Below are 15,049 nucleotides of genomic sequence, written 5' to 3' on the forward strand. Positions count from 1 at the left end.
GTTCGGATGGCGCCCAATGCTGCAACCCTTTAGGACCCAATGCATGACGACAGCAGCAAACGCCCACGAAAACCGTCTGGCGCATGAGACGAGCCCATATCTGCTGCAGCATAAGCACAATCCGGTGGACTGGTGGCCCTGGGGACCTGAGGCACTCGCCGAGGCGAAGAGCGCTAACAAACCAATTCTGCTGTCGGTCGGATACGCCGCCTGCCACTGGTGCCATGTGATGGCGCATGAAAGTTTCGAGGATGCGGCGACCGCAGCGGTGATGAACGACCTGTTCGTCAACATCAAGGTCGACCGCGAGGAACGTCCCGACATCGACCAGATCTACATGTCGGCGCTGCATCACCTGGGCGAGCAGGGTGGCTGGCCGCTGACCATGTTCCTGACGCCGGACGGCGAGCCGGTCTGGGGCGGCACTTACTTTCCGAAAGACTCGCGCTATGGCCGCCCCGCGTTCACCGACGTGCTGCACGAGATTTCGCGCCTTTTCAAGGAAGACCCGGGCCGCATCGAACAGAACCGCGATGCGCTGATGACCCGGCTGGCGGAACGCGCGCGGCCACCGCAGCGTGTGGTCGTCGGACGGCAGGAGCTCGATCAAGTGGCGCTGCAGCTCGGCAGTGCCATGGACCCGGTGCATGGCGGCTTGCGCGGTGCGCCGAAATTTCCGCAATGCACAATGTTCGAAAATCTCTGGCGCGCGGGCTTGCGCACCGGGGAGGCGCGTTTCCTCAATATCTCAGACCTGACGCTGGAGCGTATATGCGAAGGAGGCATCTACGATCACCTCGGCGGCGGCTTCGCCCGCTACTCGGTCGATGCGCAGTGGCTGGTGCCGCATTTCGAGAAGATGCTCTACGACAATGCCCAGCTTCTGGAATTGCTGGCGCTGGCCTATCGGCGGTCCGCAAACAGCCTTTTCCTCCAGCGCGCCCAGGAAACGGTCGGCTGGCTGACCCGCGAAATGAGCACGCCCCGCGGCGGCTTCTGCTCCTCCCACGACGCCGACTCGGAAGGCGAGGAGGGCAAGTTCTACGTCTGGTCGCTGGACGAAATCACCCGGGTTCTTGGGCCGAAAAATGCTGCATTCTTTGCTGCACATTACGACGTGACGGCCCAAGGCAATTTCGAGGGGCAGAATATCCTTAATCGTCTCAAAGGCTTACCGCGCAGCAAAGATGATGAGGCGCGGCTCGCGATGCTGCGCTCAATGCTGCAGAAAGAGCGCAATAAACGCGTGCGGCCGGGGCTCGACGACAAGATTCTGGCCGACTGGAACGGCCTGATGATCGCGGCTCTGGCCAATGCCGGGGCCATGCTGGGCGAAACGGAATGGATCGCCCTGGGCCGGCGCGCCTTTGATTTCGTCCTCCGAGACATGACCCGCGGCGATCGGCTGGGCCATTCCTGGCGGGACGGACGGTTGCTCTATCCCGGCCTTGCCTCGGATTTTGCCGCCATGATCCGGGCAGCGCTGGCGCTGCATGAAGCGACGGGAGAGCAGGGCTATCTCAACCAGGCGCTCGCCTGGCAGGCGGCACTGGATCGCCATTACGCGAACCCGTCGAATGGAGGCTATTACCTGACCGCCGACGACGCGGAAGGTCTGGTGGTGCGGCCTGCCAGCACGGCCGATGACGCCACACCCAACCCGAACGCGCTGGCCGCGCAGAACCTGATCCGACTTGCCGCCTTCACCGGCGACCATGCCTGGCGCGAAAAAGCCGACCGTCTGATCGAAGGCATCCTCGCCTCGAGCGGCGACAATCTTTTTGCGCATATCGGCATTCTCAACGCCGTCGACATGCGGCTGAATGCGGCGGAGATCGTGGTCACAGGCGAGGGCGCCGACGCCCTGATCGAGGCGGCGTTGCAGCTGCCGTTCCTGAACCGCATGGTCTTGCGCGCGCGGACGGCCGATGCGTTACCGGTGTCGCATCCCGCGCAGGATAAACTTAGAGCAGCGCGCGGCGCCGCAGCGTTTGTTTGTGTGGGAGAAACGTGCTCGCTGCCGGTGACGCAGCCTGAGGATATTGTGACAGCGATCGACGAGATGCAGCCGGCGCAGGCGACGGCTTGAATTACACTTCAAACATTCCAGCGCAGGGCCGCCGCCGATGGGCCGACAAGCTGGAACGTCCGACCGGAAAATCCGCCAGCTCGCGCGCCGCCGCGAGATAGTGTTGCGGCTGCAGACTTTCGCCGCCGGGAACGCGCCAGATCGCGCCAGATCGCGCCATCAGCAGCAAACAGGATGTCGCCGCGATCGACATGGACCCATTCGATCATGCGCAAGCCACTTGCTTGCGGCGCGCGTTCAGTTCGTCAAACCGCGCCTGCTGGTCCAACGGACGGCGGTCCAATGACCATAGGCAGGCCAATGCGCCAGCGCGGTGAAATAGGGGACCGTGCTGATGGCCGTCCGCGAGACGATGCGCTAGGACGCCTCTGCGAAAAGCCTGCCCTTGGAAGTGCCCTGCCACTGGCTCCACGGCTCCGGCGGCACGAGGCCGCCACTATTCCACACCGGCAGGATCTCACCGTTCGCGGTGATGCGGCCAATGAAGGCCGGCTTATGCAAGTGATGATTGCGTTCATCCATGCGCACGACAAAGCCGCTCGGCGCTTCAAACGTCAGCCCGGCCAGCCACGCACGGACCGCGTCGACCTCGGTGCTTCCCGCCTTTGCCACCGCCTGCGCCCACAGCCGGAAACCAATCAGCGTCGATTCCATTGGATCATTGGCGACCGCGGCTTGATTGCCCGTGAAGCTGCGCCACTGGCCGAGGAAAGCGTGGTTAGCTGCGCCCTCGATTGCGCCCAGATAACTCCAAGCCGCCAGATGTCCCTCGATGTCCAATCCGGCCAGCGCCGGCAATTCAGCCTCGCCGATGGAAAGCGTCATCACCGGCAAGTGAGCAGCACGAATGCCTTGCTGCGCGAATTCGCGGAAAAAGTGGACGTTGGAATCACCGCTGATGGTGGAAATGATTGCCGCGTCCGTGCGCGCGCCGAAGCGACGCATCCTGCTTACCGTCTCGCGCCAGAACTTCTCACCAAAAAATTCCGCAACCGCGTCAGCCTTGATTCCACGTAGGGCCAGGTAGCCCTTGATGATCGCATTGGTCGTGTGCGGATAAACATAGTCGGTGCCGACCAAACAGAACTTCTTGCGCCCTTGCGCCAGCAGATAATCGATTGCCGGCAGCGCCTGCTGGTGCGGCGTGGCGCCGAGGTAATAAACGTTTGCGGATTCCTCTTCGCCTTCATACTGGCTTGGATAAAACAGCAGGCCATTCTCGCGCTCGACCACCGGGATGACGCACTTGCGCGACGCCGAGGTCCAGCAACCGAAAATGGCTGCAACGCCATGTTGCTTGAACATGGTGCTGGCCAGTTCGGCATAGTTTTCCGCCTTCGAGCCCGGGTCCAGGATGACCGCTTCTACCGGCCGTCCCAGCAGGCCGCCGGCATTGTTCAGCTGCTCGATCAGCATCACCAGCACCTGCTGCAGCGGCCGTTCGCTGGCAGTTAGCGTGCCGGACAGCGAATGCAGAATGCCGATCTTGATCGCATCGTGATCGAGGTCAGCAAAATACCGTTTCACCGAAGCCACCAGCGATTGCGAGCGGCCGGCCAGTTCCTCGGCCGTCGCCAGGACCTCCGCGCCAGCCTGCGCGACATCGGCAATGGCGGTTTGAATGTCGGGAATGGCGCGGCTCACCGTGGTGGCAACGCCCGCCGCGTCGTCACCGATATGATCGAGCTCGGCAATCTGCCGCTCAAGCATGGCATTGAGGTCGCGATTGACGACGCTCGTGGCATTGACGCTTTGCGAGACGGCGGCGATGGCGGCAGCCGTTTGCTGTACGGCGGTCTGAATCCCGTGAATCTGCTCGCGCACCTGGCCCGTGGCATAGGCCGTCTGCTGCGCCAGTTCCTTCACTTCGCCGGCCACCACGGCAAAGCCGCGGCCGGCCTCGCCGGCGCGGGCCGCTTCGATCGTGGCGTTCAGCGACAGCAAAGAGGTTTGCCCGGCGATCTTTTGAATCAGATTAATGACGGCATCGATCTTCTGCGCCGCGTCCGACAGGCTGCGGACGGCTTCGTCGGCACGCCGGAGTTCCTCGATTGTGCGTTCGGTCGCCTTGCGCGCGGCGGCGACATGATCGCCTGAATCCGACACAATCTCCCGCACGCCCTGCGCCGCAGCAGCAACATGCGCGGCATTGTCGGCCGCCGCTTCGGCCGATCGGGCGGCGCTGGCCACCCGCTCCGACATGTCTTCATTGCGCGTCGCAAGCTCACTCGCGGTTACGCGGATGCGTACATCGGCTTGGGTGAATGCATGCACAACATCACCGACGGCGCGCTGAAACCGCCGGGTAATGAAAACCCGGCCTGCGTGATGCAATTTCGATTCGGTTACGCGCCGATCACGATCGACCGTGACTGCATCAGCATCGACAAGCGCGGCACGCATAGCCTCGGCAGCATCGGTGAAAAGCTGAACCGCCCCGTCGCCGACCTGCGGCACGTTTGCGTAGCGGTCGCCGCGTGCGATTCGCAGCAGGGTGGTGACGATTGCGGAGAGCCTATATTCGACCAGAAAACCAAGCGCCAGGGCGCCGCCCAGGGCCATGATCAGAGCCAGTTTGATGCCACCCTGTGTCCCCAGGAAACCGGCGGCGGCGGCGATCGCAAATGCCGGGATGGTAACCCAGAGGGCCGGTCTTCGTCGCTTTACTTTCATGGCCGTGCGCGCGGAAACCCATTCTGGCGCCGTGCCAAGGTCCCCCGCTCGCATTGCTTCGCATGCCATCGGTTGCCAAAAACTTTCAAATAAGCCGCTGAAGCGGCACCAATAATTTGCACGGGCGCCCAAATTTTAGGCGCTTGCCGTGTTCGCTTCATACCGACAAAAAACAAAGGCCGGAGCACCGCCCCGACCTCTGCAAACCTGCGTATCGCCAAACGGTCTTATGTGTTCATCGACTCGAAGAACTCCGCGTTGTTCTTGGTGTTGCGAAGCTTGTCGAGCAGGAAGTCAATGGCGTCCATGGTGCCCATCGGATTGAGGATGCGGCGCAGGACATACATCTTCTTGAGCTGATCGGGCGGAGTGAGCAGCTCTTCCTTGCGGGTGCCGGAGCGGGTGATGTCGATCGCCGGGAAGGTGCGCTTGTCGGCCACCTTGCGGTCGAGAATGATTTCCGAGTTGCCGGTGCCCTTGAACTCTTCGAAGATCACTTCGTCCATACGCGAGCCGGTATCAATCAGCGCGGTCGCGATGATGGTCAGCGAGCCGCCTTCCTCGATGTTGCGGGCGGCGCCGAAGAAGCGCTTCGGCCGCTGCAAGGCGTTGGCATCAACACCGCCGGTCAGCACCTTGCCGGAGGACGGCACGACAGTGTTGTAGGCGCGGCCGAGGCGCGTGATCGAATCGAGCAGGATCACGACATCGCGTCCGTGCTCGACCAGGCGCTTGGCCTTCTCGATCACCATCTCGGCGACCTGCACGTGGCGCGAGGCCGGCTCGTCGAAGGTCGAGGAGACTACCTCACCCTTCACCGAACGCTGCATGTCGGTGACTTCTTCCGGGCGCTCGTCGATCAGCAGCACGATCAGATAGCATTCCGGATGATTGGCGGTTATCGAGTGCGCGATGTTCTGCATCAGCACGGTTTTGCCGGTGCGTGGCGGAGAGACGATCAGCGCACGCTGGCCCTTGCCGATAGGGGAAACGATGTCGATGACCCGGGCCGAGAGATCTTTCTTGGTCGGGTCCTCATACTCCATCTTCAGCCGCTCATTTGGGTAGAGCGGCGTCAGGTTATCGAAGTTGATCTTGTGGCGCGCCTTGTCAGGGTCTTCGAAGTTGATCGTGTTGACCTTGAGCAGCGCGAAATAGCGCTCGCCTTCCTTCGGCGAACGGATATGACCTTCAATGGTGTCGCCAGTGCGCAGGCCGAAGCGGCGGATCTGCGAGGGCGAGACATAGATGTCGTCGGGGCCGGGCAGATAGTTCGCTTCCGGCGAGCGCAGGAAGCCGAAGCCGTCGGAGAGCACTTCGACGACGCCTTCGCCGATGATGTCGATTTCCTTACTGGCGAGCTGCTTGAGGATCGCGAACATCAGCTCCTGCTTGCGCAGGGTGCTGGCGTTCTCGATCTCGTGTTCCTCCGCAAAGGCAAGGAGTTCAACGGGGGTCTTGGATTTGAGGTCTTGTAGTTTCACTTCCCGCATAGGGGGATAGTCCTGTTGGAAAATCCGGTGGCGCTGAGTGGGATTGCGGGCGACAGCGGATCAGAGAGGAAGAAGTTGAATTTGCAGGTCTTTTGGCTGTGGAGAGTAGGCTCCCCCGGCCCGATGCCGACGCCATCCGGGGATACGGATCGAGTCTCGCTGCATCCGCCTGCGTTCGGGGGAATGGCGATAAGATACTGACGACCTTGCCATTCCGCAAGAGAACAATATCCAGCGCCGCCAATCTTTCCTGTTCAGAACGGCTTCACGATCACCAGGATCACGATCCCGACCATCAAAGCCGCGGGTATCTCATTGATGATGCGGTAGAATTTCTGGGTTCGCCGATTGCGGTCGGCGGCGAAGTCGCGCACGCAGCGGCTGAGCAAGCCATGCAGGGCCGACAGCGCAATGACCAGGAGCAGTTTCGCGTGAAACCAGCCCGAGGTGAAAAACCCGCCGGTCCAGGCCAGCCACAGCCCGAGCGCCCAGGCCAGGGTCATTGCCGGGTTGATGATGACATTCATCAGCCGGCCCTCCATCAGCTTGAAGGTTTCCGACTGTTTCGACCCAGGCTCCGCCTCGCAGTGATAGACGAACAGGCGTGGCAGATAGAGCATCCCCGCCATCCAGGCGATGATCGCAATCACATGCGCCGCCTTCATCCAGAGATAGAGCCAATCCGGATTCCAGTAGACGAGCGCTGCGAAGATCGCCGCGACGATAACAAGTCCGGCAATGGCGCGCACAAGCGGCGTCTTGCCTGCTTTGCTCATGATCCTCCCCTGCGCACCCGGCTGATCATGCGCTCCACATGCGCGATCGGGGTTTCCGGCGTGATGCCGTGACCGAGATTGAAAATGAAAGGCTTGGGCGCAAACGCATCCAGCACGGAATCGACCGCGGCATCCAGCGCTTCGCCGCCGGAGATCAGCACCAGCGGATCGAGATTGCCCTGCACCGCGACATGGCTTTGGATGCGCTCACGCGCAAAATCCTTGTCAATCATCCAGTCAAGTCCGACGGCATTCAGCGGCAAGTCTCTGGCATAGCGCTCGAGCATCGTTCCGGCACCGCGCGGAAATCCGATGATCCTGGCATCGGGAATCTCCTTCCGCACCGCTGCAATGATTCTGGCGGTCGGCTCGATCGACCAGCGCACAAACTGATCGGGCGGCAAAATGCCCGCCCAGGTATCAAAAATCTGCACCGCGTCGACGCCAGCGCGAAGCTGCTGCACGAGATAGGACGCCGATGCCTTCACCAGAAGGTCGATCAGATCGGCAAACGCCTCGGGGTGGGCGTAAGCGAAAAGCCGCGCCGGCGCCTGATCAGGCGTGCCATGACCCGCAATCATATAGGTCGCAACCGTCCAGGGCGCGCCACAGAAGCCGAGAAACGTCACTCCGGCGGGCAGCTCTGCCTTCACGCGCCTGATCGTTTCATAGACGGGCGCAAGAGCGGCGTGATCGACCTCTTTTCTGATCGCATCGATCGAAGTCGGATCATTTATCGGATCAAGTTTCGGTCCTTCACCAGTGACAAAATCCACTTTCCGTCCGAGCGCATGCGGAATAACCAGGATATCGGAAAACAAAATTGCACCGTCGAAGCCGAACCTTCTGACGGGCTGCAGCGTTACCTCGGCGGCTAGGTGAGGCGAGAAACACAGATCGAGAAACGAACCGGCCTTGCTGCGGACAGCGCGATATTCGGGGAGGTAGCGCCCGGCCTGGCGCATCATCCAGATCGGAGGAATCGATTGCCGAAAGCCGCGCAGAACATCGAGCAGAGGTTTTTTCACAGGAACGGTGGCCACGGCTTGTCTTCAAATATCATCTAGATTCTTAAAGATTGTAGAGTCTTTATGGCGGTGGATTGGACTCGCACAATTGCATCCACAACCCGCGCCGTCTTTGCACACATATCCCCAATGTTACCACCCCCGTACGGCGTCTTTTTGGGATCGCTTCAATTGCCAGTAAACGGGCTGTGGCGGGCGCTGTACTCACATTCTGTCCTGTGAGCTCCGGGTTAGAGCCCGCAATTTGCCAGGACGTGCTTTTATTGTCCCGGCGGGCGTCTGTGTGGACGGCTGATGGCCATTTCATCCAGGCAAGCTTGCACTGGCCGCCAAGGCGTGGCCTCCTCCCCAGGCGTCCACATGCCGTCCCGTGTAAAACCCTCTTTCGATCAACCATGTCCGAGCCCGGCCCGAGCTACTTTCATCTGCATCTGATCTCGGATTCGACCGGGGAAACGTTGACGACCGTGGCGCATGCGGCGGCGGCGCAATATTCCAATGTGACGCCGATCGAGCACGTCTATCCGCTGGTGCGCACGCAGAAGCAGCTTGACCGGGTGCTTGCGGAAATCGAGGAATCGCCCGGAATCGTCCTTTACACACTGCTCGACGAAGTTCTGATCGAGCGGTTGGAAGCAAAATGCAACGAGCTCAGCTTGCCCTGCCGCTCCATTCTCGGGCCGGTCTTGCGGGTGTTTCAATCCTATCTCGGGGCCGCCTACATCCACCGGGTCGGCGCCCAGCACACCCTGAATGCCGAGTATTTCAAGCGGATCGATGCATTGAATTACACAATGCTGCATGACGACGGCCAGCACACCGAAGACCTGGAAAATGCCGATGTGGTGCTGGTGGGTGTGTCGCGCACGTCCAAGACGCCGACATCCATCTATCTCGCCAATCGGGGCATCAAGACCGCCAATGTGCCCCTGGTGCCGGGCGTGCCGCTGCCGCCCACGGTTGAGATATTGACCAAGCCGCTGGTTGTCGGTCTCTATGCCAGCCCGGAGCGCATTGTGCAGATTCGGCAGAACCGTCTTTTGGGGCTGCATGCACATCGCGATGACACTCAGTATATCGACAAGCAGGCGGTGGCTGGAGAAGTGACCTATTCGCGTAAACTCTGCGCCAGACATAACTGGCCATCGATCGACGTGACCCGCCGCTCGATTGAGGAGACCGCCGCGGCTGTCTTGCAATTGCTGGCGGAACGCCGCCGGCAGCCGGCATTCTGATGCCGCTCTGGCGTTCACCGCATCCATTGGTGCTGGCGTCCAAGAGTCTGGCGCGACGCCATATGCTGGTCGCGGCAGGCATTCCCGTTGAGGCGACCCCTGCGGATATCGACGAGCGGGCCGTCGAGGAAACGCTTCACGATACTAAGAGCGCCGGCGACATCGCGCTGCATCTCGCGCAGGAGAAGGCGAAAGCCGTCGCGGCCCGCATGCCAGAACGGCTTGTGATCGGCGCCGACCAGACATTGGCGATGGGCACGCAACGTTTCAGCAAGCCTGCCGATATCGACGACGCGCGGGCGCAACTGCGGGCACTGCGCGGGAAGACGCATACATTGTATTCAGCCGTCGCGCTGATCAGGGACGGCGAACTCCTGTTTCAGCATGAAGAGGCCGCGAGCCTGAAAATGCGTGCGGTCTCGGATGCATTTCTCGAAATCTATCTTGAAGCGGCCGACGCTACGGTGACGGAAAGCGTCGGTGGCTATCAGCTCGAACGCACCGGCATCCACCTGTTTGAACGGGTCGAGGGCGACCACTTCACGATTCTCGGCATGCCGCTGTTGCCATTGCTCGACGCGCTGCGGCGTCTGGGCTTTCTGGCCGGGTAGACAAGATGTTCATCCTGGGCCTGACCGGATCGATCGGCATGGGGAAAACCACGACCGCACGCCTGTTCGCGGAGGAAGGCGTGCCGGTCCATGACGCGGATGCCGTCGTGCATAAGCTTTATGAAGGTGAGGCGGTGCCGCTGATCGAGACGGCGTTTCCGGGGACCACCCAGGCCGGGCGCGTGGATCGTGAGCAGCTCGGCCGGCGCGTGGTCGGCGATGCGGCTGCGCTCAGGCGGCTGGAAGCGATTGTGCATCCCCTGGTACGCCAGGCCGAGGAGCGATTTCTGGCGGAGGCCAAGGCGCGCGATACCAAGGTCGTGGTGCTCGACATCCCGCTGCTTTTTGAAACCGGCGGGGATACGCGCGTCGATGCGACGGTGGTGGTGACGGCGCCGGCGGATGTGCAGCGTGCCCGCGTGTTGGAGCGGCCAGGCATGAGCGCCGAGAAGCTTGATGCTCTTCTCGCCAAGCAGATGCCCGACGCGGAAAAGCGGCGGCGCGCCGACTTCATCGTGGATAGCGGGCAGGGCATCGAGCACGCGCGGACGCAGGTGCGGCAAATCCTGGCGCGGATTGCTAATATGTCGAAACGCTGATTCTATCGCCGGACGAACGGGGTTTCCACAATAAGCCATGCGCGAGATCGTTTTCGACACCGAGACCACGGGCCTCGATCCGGTGCAGGGGCATCGCCTGGTCGAGATCGGCTGCATCGAATTGCTCAACCGCATTCCGACCGGCAATACGTTCCACCGCTATCTCAATCCGGAACGCGACATGCCGCAGGAGGCATTCGCTGTGCACGGCTTGTCGGCGGAGTTTCTGAAAGAGCATCCGCTTTTCACCGCGGTGGCGGACGAGTTTCTCGACTTCATCGGCGATGCGCCGCTGGTTGCGCATAACGGCTATTTCGATCTCGGCTTCATCAATGCCGAGCTGGGCCGGGTGCCGAGACCGGTCATCGGCCGCGAACGCATTGTCGACACGCTGATCCTTGCGCGGCGCAAGCATCCCGGCGGGCAGAACAAGCTGGACGACCTCTGCGCCCGCTACAAGATCGACAATTCGCGCCGCACCAAGCACGGCGCCCTGCTCGACGCGGAATTGCTTGCGGAAGTCTATATCGAGCTGACCGGAGCGCGGCAGGCGCTGCTTGGTCTGTCGCATGTGACGACGGCGGCGATCAGCGTCGGCCGGAAGGCGGCGCTGCAGCCCCGGCCGCAGCCGCTCCAGCCCCGGGTCACGGACGGAGAGCGCGAAGCCCATCGCGCTTTTGTCGCGACGCTGGGAGAGAATGCGATCTGGCAGAATTATCTGCCGGCCGAATAGGTTGTTAACCCTCATTCGTCATTGCGCGCGGGGGTCAGCCCGCGAACCCTGAACCCAACGGCTATCTGGCGCGTGGGGCCGGATTTCCGATCCGCGCGTTTCACGCGCATCCCGGAATGACGAACGCCGCAAACAGGCGTCAGCTCGGCGTCGCCGAGGTCTGCGCCTGCGCTTCCGCAATCTTCTGGCGGTAGAGGCCGACAAAATCGATCGGGTCGATCATCAGTGGCGGGAAGCCGCCATTGCGCACCGCCGCGGCGACGATTTCACGCGCAAACGGGAACAGCAGCCGCGGGCACTCGATCATGACGATGGGATGCACGTCATTCTGCGGAACATTCTGAATGCGGAACACGCCCGCATAGACCAGATCGAAGACAAACAGCACGGTGTCAGGGGTTTCCGCCTTGCCCTCGATCTTCAGTTCCACCTCGACGTCGTTGCCGGCGAGCGTGTTGGCGTTGACGTTGATCTGGAGATTGATCGATGGCTGCTGCTGCGAGGGCTGCAGCGAACGCGGCGCGTTGGGATTCTCGAACGAAAAATCCTTGATGTATTGCGCGAGAACATTGAGTTGCGGAGCGGCGCCGCCGGTCGGGCGCGGTTGGTCACCGCCGTTACCCTGGGTGCCATTGGTGGAATCTGCCATCATCACATCCTATGGCCGCAAGGCCGGTCACATTTGGCGGTGTGGCTAACACAGCCCCCGGACGCGAACAAGGATCGCAGCCGCCCACCTCCGGAGCGTCGGTGCAAGAGCCGTCGAGCCGACCGCAAATCGTCGGCATGGTGAATCACGGCCCAGAGCCGCGGGTGGTCGGCGCCGGACAGGATACCATCTCCGCCATACCGAAGCCCCAAAGGCAGGCCAAGCTGGCAATCAAGCGAGATCAGGCGCATTTGAGGTTTCCAGCCGTGTTGGCGTCCCCGGTCGGATCGTCTAATGTCATGTCCGACAAGCGGTTTTTTTGATCCGTACCAACTATGGATAAGCGGGATCGCGTGCTTAGATTGATGGCGGCGAGTCCCGGTTTCGCATCTTGGCGGGTCGGGCCGGCGGCTCGCCGCTTTCGGCATCCAGAATTCTAGAGGCAGCGCGACGTGTTCGATATCTACACCATCATATTCCTGGCGCTGGCGATTTTCATTTTCCTGCGTCTGCGTAGCGTGCTGGGACAGCGGACCGGGCGGGAGCGTCCGCCATATGACCCCTATTCGGCCCGCGACGCCCGCGCCTCGGCCGGCGACAAGGTGGTCACACTGCCCACGCGAAATGCCGAAACCACGCCAAAGACCATCGAGGCTTTGGAGCCGTCGGAACGCTGGAAGGGCATTGCCGAGCAGGGCACCCCGGTTGCGGCCGGACTGGACGCCATCGTTGCGGCCGAACCGAATTTCGACGCCAAACAGTTCGTCGCTGGCGCGCGCGGGGCCTATGAAATGATCGTAGGCGCATTCGCCACCGGCGACCGCAAGGCCCTGAAGGGCCTGCTGTCCAAGGAAGTCTATGAGGGCTTTGACGGGGCCATCCGTGAGCGCGAGGCTAAGGGAGAAACGGTCGAGAATCGTTTCGTCTCGCTGGACCATGCCGACATCACCGGCGCCGAGCTGCGCGGCAACACCGCGCACATGACCGTGCGCTTCATTTCACAGCTTATTACCGCAACGCGCGACAAATCCGGCAACGTGGTCGACGGTAGCCCTGACAAGGTGACGGAAGTTACCGACGTCTGGACCTTCGCCCGCGATGTCACCTCGCGTGACCCGAACTGGAAACTGGTGGCCACCGAAGCTGGGCAATGATCTGGACGCGGATGTCACGGTCCTGTGTATCTGCGTCGCGATCATTGAAGGTCGCGATCTGCGGGCTTGCGATCGCAATAAGCCCGCTCGCGGCATCGGCCGCAGCGAAAAAGCACACGCTGCCGAATCCGCTGAAGATTCCCAACAGCCAGTTTGAGCCGCTCGCCTGGCATCAGATCGACGGCTGGATGAAGGATCATCACGCCGAGGCCTTCGCAACCTTCCTTGCTTCCTGCAAGCCCATCCTTCGCAGCACGCAGAAAGCGCGGGCGTCGCGATCCGCGGCCTATAATGCGCTCTACGACGTCTGCGGCCGCGCGGTCGACGCCGTTCCGGTAAATGATGCTGGTGCGCGCGCTTTTTTCGAGAAAAATTTCCGCGCCGTCCGTCTCTCGCCGCTCGGGGAGCAGGCCGGCTTTTTCACCGGGTATTACGAGCCGATCGTCGAAGGTGCGCGGCTTCCGAGCGACAAATATAGCGTGCCGCTCTACCGTCGGCCGCCCAACATGATCACGCAGCGGCTGCGTCTGTCGGGCAAGAAGGGAAAAGCCGGCAAGCGCACCGTCAAGCGGACCGCGCCGTTTTATGACCGCGCCCAGATCGAGGACGGCGCACTGGCCGGACGCGATCTTGAAATCGTCTACCTGAAGGATCCCATCGACGCCTTCTTCGCCGAAATCCAGGGCTCGGTGCGCGTGCGGCTGGAAGATGGATCCGTCATCAGGTTGAATTACGCGTCCGGCAACGGGCATGCCTACACGGCCGTCGGCCGATTCCTGATCGAGCGCGGGATCGTCTCGAAGGAAGAAATTTCGATGCAGAAGATTCGCGAATACATGGAAGCGAATCCGGAAGAAGGGAAGAAGCTGCGCCGGCTTAACAGGTCCTATGTGTTTTTCCGCGAAACCGATCTCTCCGAATATGAGGAGGCGATCGGCGCGCAGGGGATGCCGTTGACAGCGGCGCGTTCTATCGCAGTCGACCGCAAGCTGCACACTTATGGCATGCCGGTTTTCGTGGACGTCACGCTGCCGATCCAGTCGGAAAAGCCGGATACGCGATTCAGTCGCTTGATGATCGCCCAGGATACCGGCGGCGCGATAGTCGGCCCGGCGCGCGCGGACATCTATCTCGGCGCCGGCGAAGAGGCGGCGCGCGCGGCCGGAAGGTTCAAGCATTACGGGCATTTCGTGATGCTGGTCCCGAACGAGCTCGATCCTGCCAATCAGGCGCGCTCGGTGCCGCTGCCGCACCCCAAGCCGAGGGATGAAACGGCCAAGGTGGCAAGCCGATCTGACGATGAGGTTGCCGGCAGCGCGGGGAAGGTTTCGCACGGCAAGGTCAAATCCGCCGCTTCAGCGAAATCGGCCGCGCCGGTTCCGCTGCCCAAGACGAGGCCGGCGAAACGCAGTTCGGGAAAACCGGATTCATGAGCTCAGGCGGGGGCCGGAAGGGGCGGCGGCTTTCCGAGGATGAGCATGCGTTGTGGGAGGCGGTCACGCGTTCGGTCAAGCCGCTGCGCAAGCGCGCCGCAAAGCCGACACCGGAAATGGCCGGCGACAAGCCGGCGCTGCGTCTGCTCCGCAAGCCCGCCGCCAAGGCCGACATTTCGTCGCAATCACCCAAAGCTGCGGCGTCGCCGCCACTCGCAACCATCGACCGCCGCACCAGGCAGAAGATTGCGCGCGGCAAGCATGAGATCGACGGCCGCATCGATCTGCATGGTTACACCCAGAACGAGGCTCACGCCGCGCTGCTCCGGTTCCTGCGCGCGGCGCAGACCAAGGGCGGCAAGGTGGTGCTGGTGATCACCGGCAAGGGTGTGAGGGGCGAGCATGGCCGCGAGCGCGGCGTGTTGCGGCGGCAGGTGCCGCTCTGGCTCGCGCTGCCGGAATTCCGTGACTATGTGGTCGGCTTCGACGAGGCGGCGATCGGCTATGGCGGCGAAGGCGCGCTGTATGTGCGGCTGCGAAAGCGGCGGAGTTAACGGTTATGCGCGGGCATAGCCG

Annotated in this window: 15 protein-coding genes; 9 read left to right on the top strand and 6 right to left on the bottom strand. The window is 62.0% G+C overall.

Annotation, left to right across the window (positions count from 1 at the left end; all coding sequences use genetic code 11):
- Nucleotides 1-43 precede the first annotated feature (43 nt).
- The gene (locus RO009_09380) at nucleotides 44-2,089 is read left to right on the top strand and encodes a thioredoxin domain-containing protein (protein MDT3685238.1); all 2,046 of its coding nucleotides are present in this window, start codon (nucleotides 44-46) and stop codon (nucleotides 2,087-2,089) included.
- 8 nt (nucleotides 2,090-2,097) lie between these two features.
- Here the strand turns inward: RO009_09380 and RO009_09385 are convergent, their stop codons facing one another.
- Together RO009_09385 and RO009_09390 are read right to left on the bottom strand one after the other, a co-directional pair.
- The gene (locus RO009_09385) at nucleotides 2,098-2,298 is read right to left on the bottom strand and encodes a hypothetical protein (GenBank protein MDT3685239.1); all 201 of its coding nucleotides are present in this window, start codon (nucleotides 2,296-2,298) and stop codon (nucleotides 2,098-2,100) included.
- A gap of 148 nt (nucleotides 2,299-2,446) precedes the next feature.
- A complete protein-coding gene (locus RO009_09390; GenBank protein ID MDT3685240.1) occupies nucleotides 2,447-4,291 on the bottom strand; it encodes a transporter substrate-binding protein in 1,845 nt (614 codons plus the stop codon).
- On the opposite strand from RO009_09390, the gene RO009_09395 reads away from it, so the two are divergent.
- On the top strand, nucleotides 4,229-4,855 hold the full coding sequence (locus RO009_09395) for a hypothetical protein (protein MDT3685241.1): 627 nt from the start codon (nucleotides 4,229-4,231) through the stop codon (nucleotides 4,853-4,855). The genes RO009_09390 and RO009_09395 overlap by 63 nt on opposite strands.
- A gap of 134 nt (nucleotides 4,856-4,989) precedes the next feature.
- On the opposite strand, the gene rho is transcribed toward RO009_09395, so the two are convergent.
- From rho to hemE, 3 genes are all read right to left on the bottom strand, one after another.
- Complete coding sequence (gene rho / locus RO009_09400; GenBank protein MDT3685242.1) at nucleotides 4,990-6,255, bottom strand: transcription termination factor Rho; 1,266 nt, start codon at nucleotides 6,253-6,255, stop codon at nucleotides 4,990-4,992.
- Nucleotides 6,256-6,509: 254 nt separating this feature from the next.
- Nucleotides 6,510-7,031 carry a protoporphyrinogen oxidase HemJ gene (gene hemJ, locus RO009_09405; protein MDT3685243.1) on the bottom strand — a complete coding sequence of 174 codons (522 nt, stop codon included), beginning with the start codon at nucleotides 7,029-7,031 and terminating at the stop codon, nucleotides 6,510-6,512.
- A complete protein-coding gene (hemE, locus tag RO009_09410; protein ID MDT3685244.1) occupies nucleotides 7,028-8,059 on the bottom strand; it encodes a uroporphyrinogen decarboxylase in 1,032 nt (343 codons plus the stop codon). The genes hemJ and hemE overlap by 4 nt, the downstream gene beginning before the upstream one ends.
- A 395-nt stretch (nucleotides 8,060-8,454) precedes the next feature.
- Here hemE and RO009_09415 point away from each other — a divergent pair, with 395 nt between their 5' ends.
- Genes RO009_09415 through dnaQ form a run of 4 tightly spaced genes read left to right on the top strand, consistent with a single transcriptional unit; the run spans nucleotide 8,455 to nucleotide 11,237 of the window.
- On the top strand, nucleotides 8,455-9,294 hold the full coding sequence (locus RO009_09415; GenBank protein ID MDT3685245.1) for a pyruvate, water dikinase regulatory protein: 840 nt from the start codon (nucleotides 8,455-8,457) through the stop codon (nucleotides 9,292-9,294).
- Nucleotides 9,294-9,905, top strand: coding sequence for a Maf family protein (locus tag RO009_09420; protein ID MDT3685246.1), 612 nt, complete (start codon nucleotides 9,294-9,296; stop codon nucleotides 9,903-9,905). The genes RO009_09415 and RO009_09420 overlap by 1 nt, the downstream gene beginning before the upstream one ends.
- Nucleotides 9,906-9,910: 5 nt before the next feature.
- A complete protein-coding gene (gene coaE / locus RO009_09425) occupies nucleotides 9,911-10,504 on the top strand; it encodes a dephospho-CoA kinase (protein MDT3685247.1) in 594 nt (197 codons plus the stop codon).
- Nucleotides 10,505-10,541: 37 nt separating this feature from the next.
- Complete coding sequence (gene dnaQ / locus RO009_09430) at nucleotides 10,542-11,237, top strand: DNA polymerase III subunit epsilon (GenBank protein ID MDT3685248.1); 696 nt, start codon at nucleotides 10,542-10,544, stop codon at nucleotides 11,235-11,237.
- 139 nt (nucleotides 11,238-11,376) lie between these two features.
- Here dnaQ and secB read toward each other — a convergent pair whose 3' ends face one another.
- The gene (gene secB, locus RO009_09435) at nucleotides 11,377-11,886 is read right to left on the bottom strand and encodes a protein-export chaperone SecB (protein ID MDT3685249.1); all 510 of its coding nucleotides are present in this window, start codon (nucleotides 11,884-11,886) and stop codon (nucleotides 11,377-11,379) included.
- Nucleotides 11,887-12,338: 452 nt separating this feature from the next.
- Here secB and RO009_09440 point away from each other — a divergent pair, with 452 nt between their 5' ends.
- From RO009_09440 to RO009_09450, 3 genes are read left to right on the top strand one after another with little or no spacing between them, the layout of a single operon-like run.
- Nucleotides 12,339-13,040, top strand: coding sequence for a Tim44/TimA family putative adaptor protein (locus RO009_09440; GenBank protein ID MDT3685250.1), 702 nt, complete (start codon nucleotides 12,339-12,341; stop codon nucleotides 13,038-13,040).
- A gap of 44 nt (nucleotides 13,041-13,084) precedes the next feature.
- Nucleotides 13,085-14,473, top strand: a complete 1,389-nt coding sequence (locus RO009_09445) for an MltA domain-containing protein (GenBank protein ID MDT3685251.1) — start codon at nucleotides 13,085-13,087, stop codon at nucleotides 14,471-14,473.
- Complete coding sequence (locus RO009_09450; GenBank protein MDT3685252.1) at nucleotides 14,470-15,027, top strand: Smr/MutS family protein; 558 nt, start codon at nucleotides 14,470-14,472, stop codon at nucleotides 15,025-15,027. The genes RO009_09445 and RO009_09450 overlap by 4 nt, the downstream gene beginning before the upstream one ends.
- Nucleotides 15,028-15,049: the final 22 nt, after the last annotated feature.

The sequence above is a fragment of the Pseudorhodoplanes sp. genome (assembly GCA_032027085.1).
Lineage (GTDB): Bacteria > Pseudomonadota > Alphaproteobacteria > Rhizobiales > Xanthobacteraceae > Pseudorhodoplanes.

Bases quoted from the DNA above. Each gene is read 5' to 3' on its own strand.
- RO009_09450 (MDT3685252.1), top strand. From the start codon at position 14,470: ATGAGCTCAGGCGGGGGCCGGAAGGGGCGGCGGCTTTCCGAGGATGAG.
- RO009_09385 (MDT3685239.1), bottom strand. From the start codon at position 2,298: ATGATCGAATGGGTCCATGTCGATCGCGGCGACATCCTGTTTGCTGCT.
- dnaQ (MDT3685248.1), top strand. From the start codon at position 10,542: ATGCGCGAGATCGTTTTCGACACCGAGACCACGGGCCTCGATCCGGTG.
- RO009_09415 (MDT3685245.1), top strand. From the start codon at position 8,455: ATGTCCGAGCCCGGCCCGAGCTACTTTCATCTGCATCTGATCTCGGAT.
- RO009_09380 (MDT3685238.1), top strand. From the start codon at position 44: ATGACGACAGCAGCAAACGCCCACGAAAACCGTCTGGCGCATGAGACG.
- coaE (MDT3685247.1), top strand. From the start codon at position 9,911: ATGTTCATCCTGGGCCTGACCGGATCGATCGGCATGGGGAAAACCACG.
- RO009_09390 (MDT3685240.1), bottom strand. From the start codon at position 4,291: ATGTCGGAGCGGGTGGCCAGCGCCGCCCGATCGGCCGAAGCGGCGGCC.
- hemJ (MDT3685243.1), bottom strand. From the start codon at position 7,031: ATGAGCAAAGCAGGCAAGACGCCGCTTGTGCGCGCCATTGCCGGACTT.
- rho (MDT3685242.1), bottom strand. From the start codon at position 6,255: ATGCGGGAAGTGAAACTACAAGACCTCAAATCCAAGACCCCCGTTGAA.
- RO009_09395 (MDT3685241.1), top strand. From the start codon at position 4,229: ATGCGCGGCATTGTCGGCCGCCGCTTCGGCCGATCGGGCGGCGCTGGC.
- secB (MDT3685249.1), bottom strand. From the start codon at position 11,886: ATGGCAGATTCCACCAATGGCACCCAGGGTAACGGCGGTGACCAACCG.
- RO009_09420 (MDT3685246.1), top strand. From the start codon at position 9,294: ATGCCGCTCTGGCGTTCACCGCATCCATTGGTGCTGGCGTCCAAGAGT.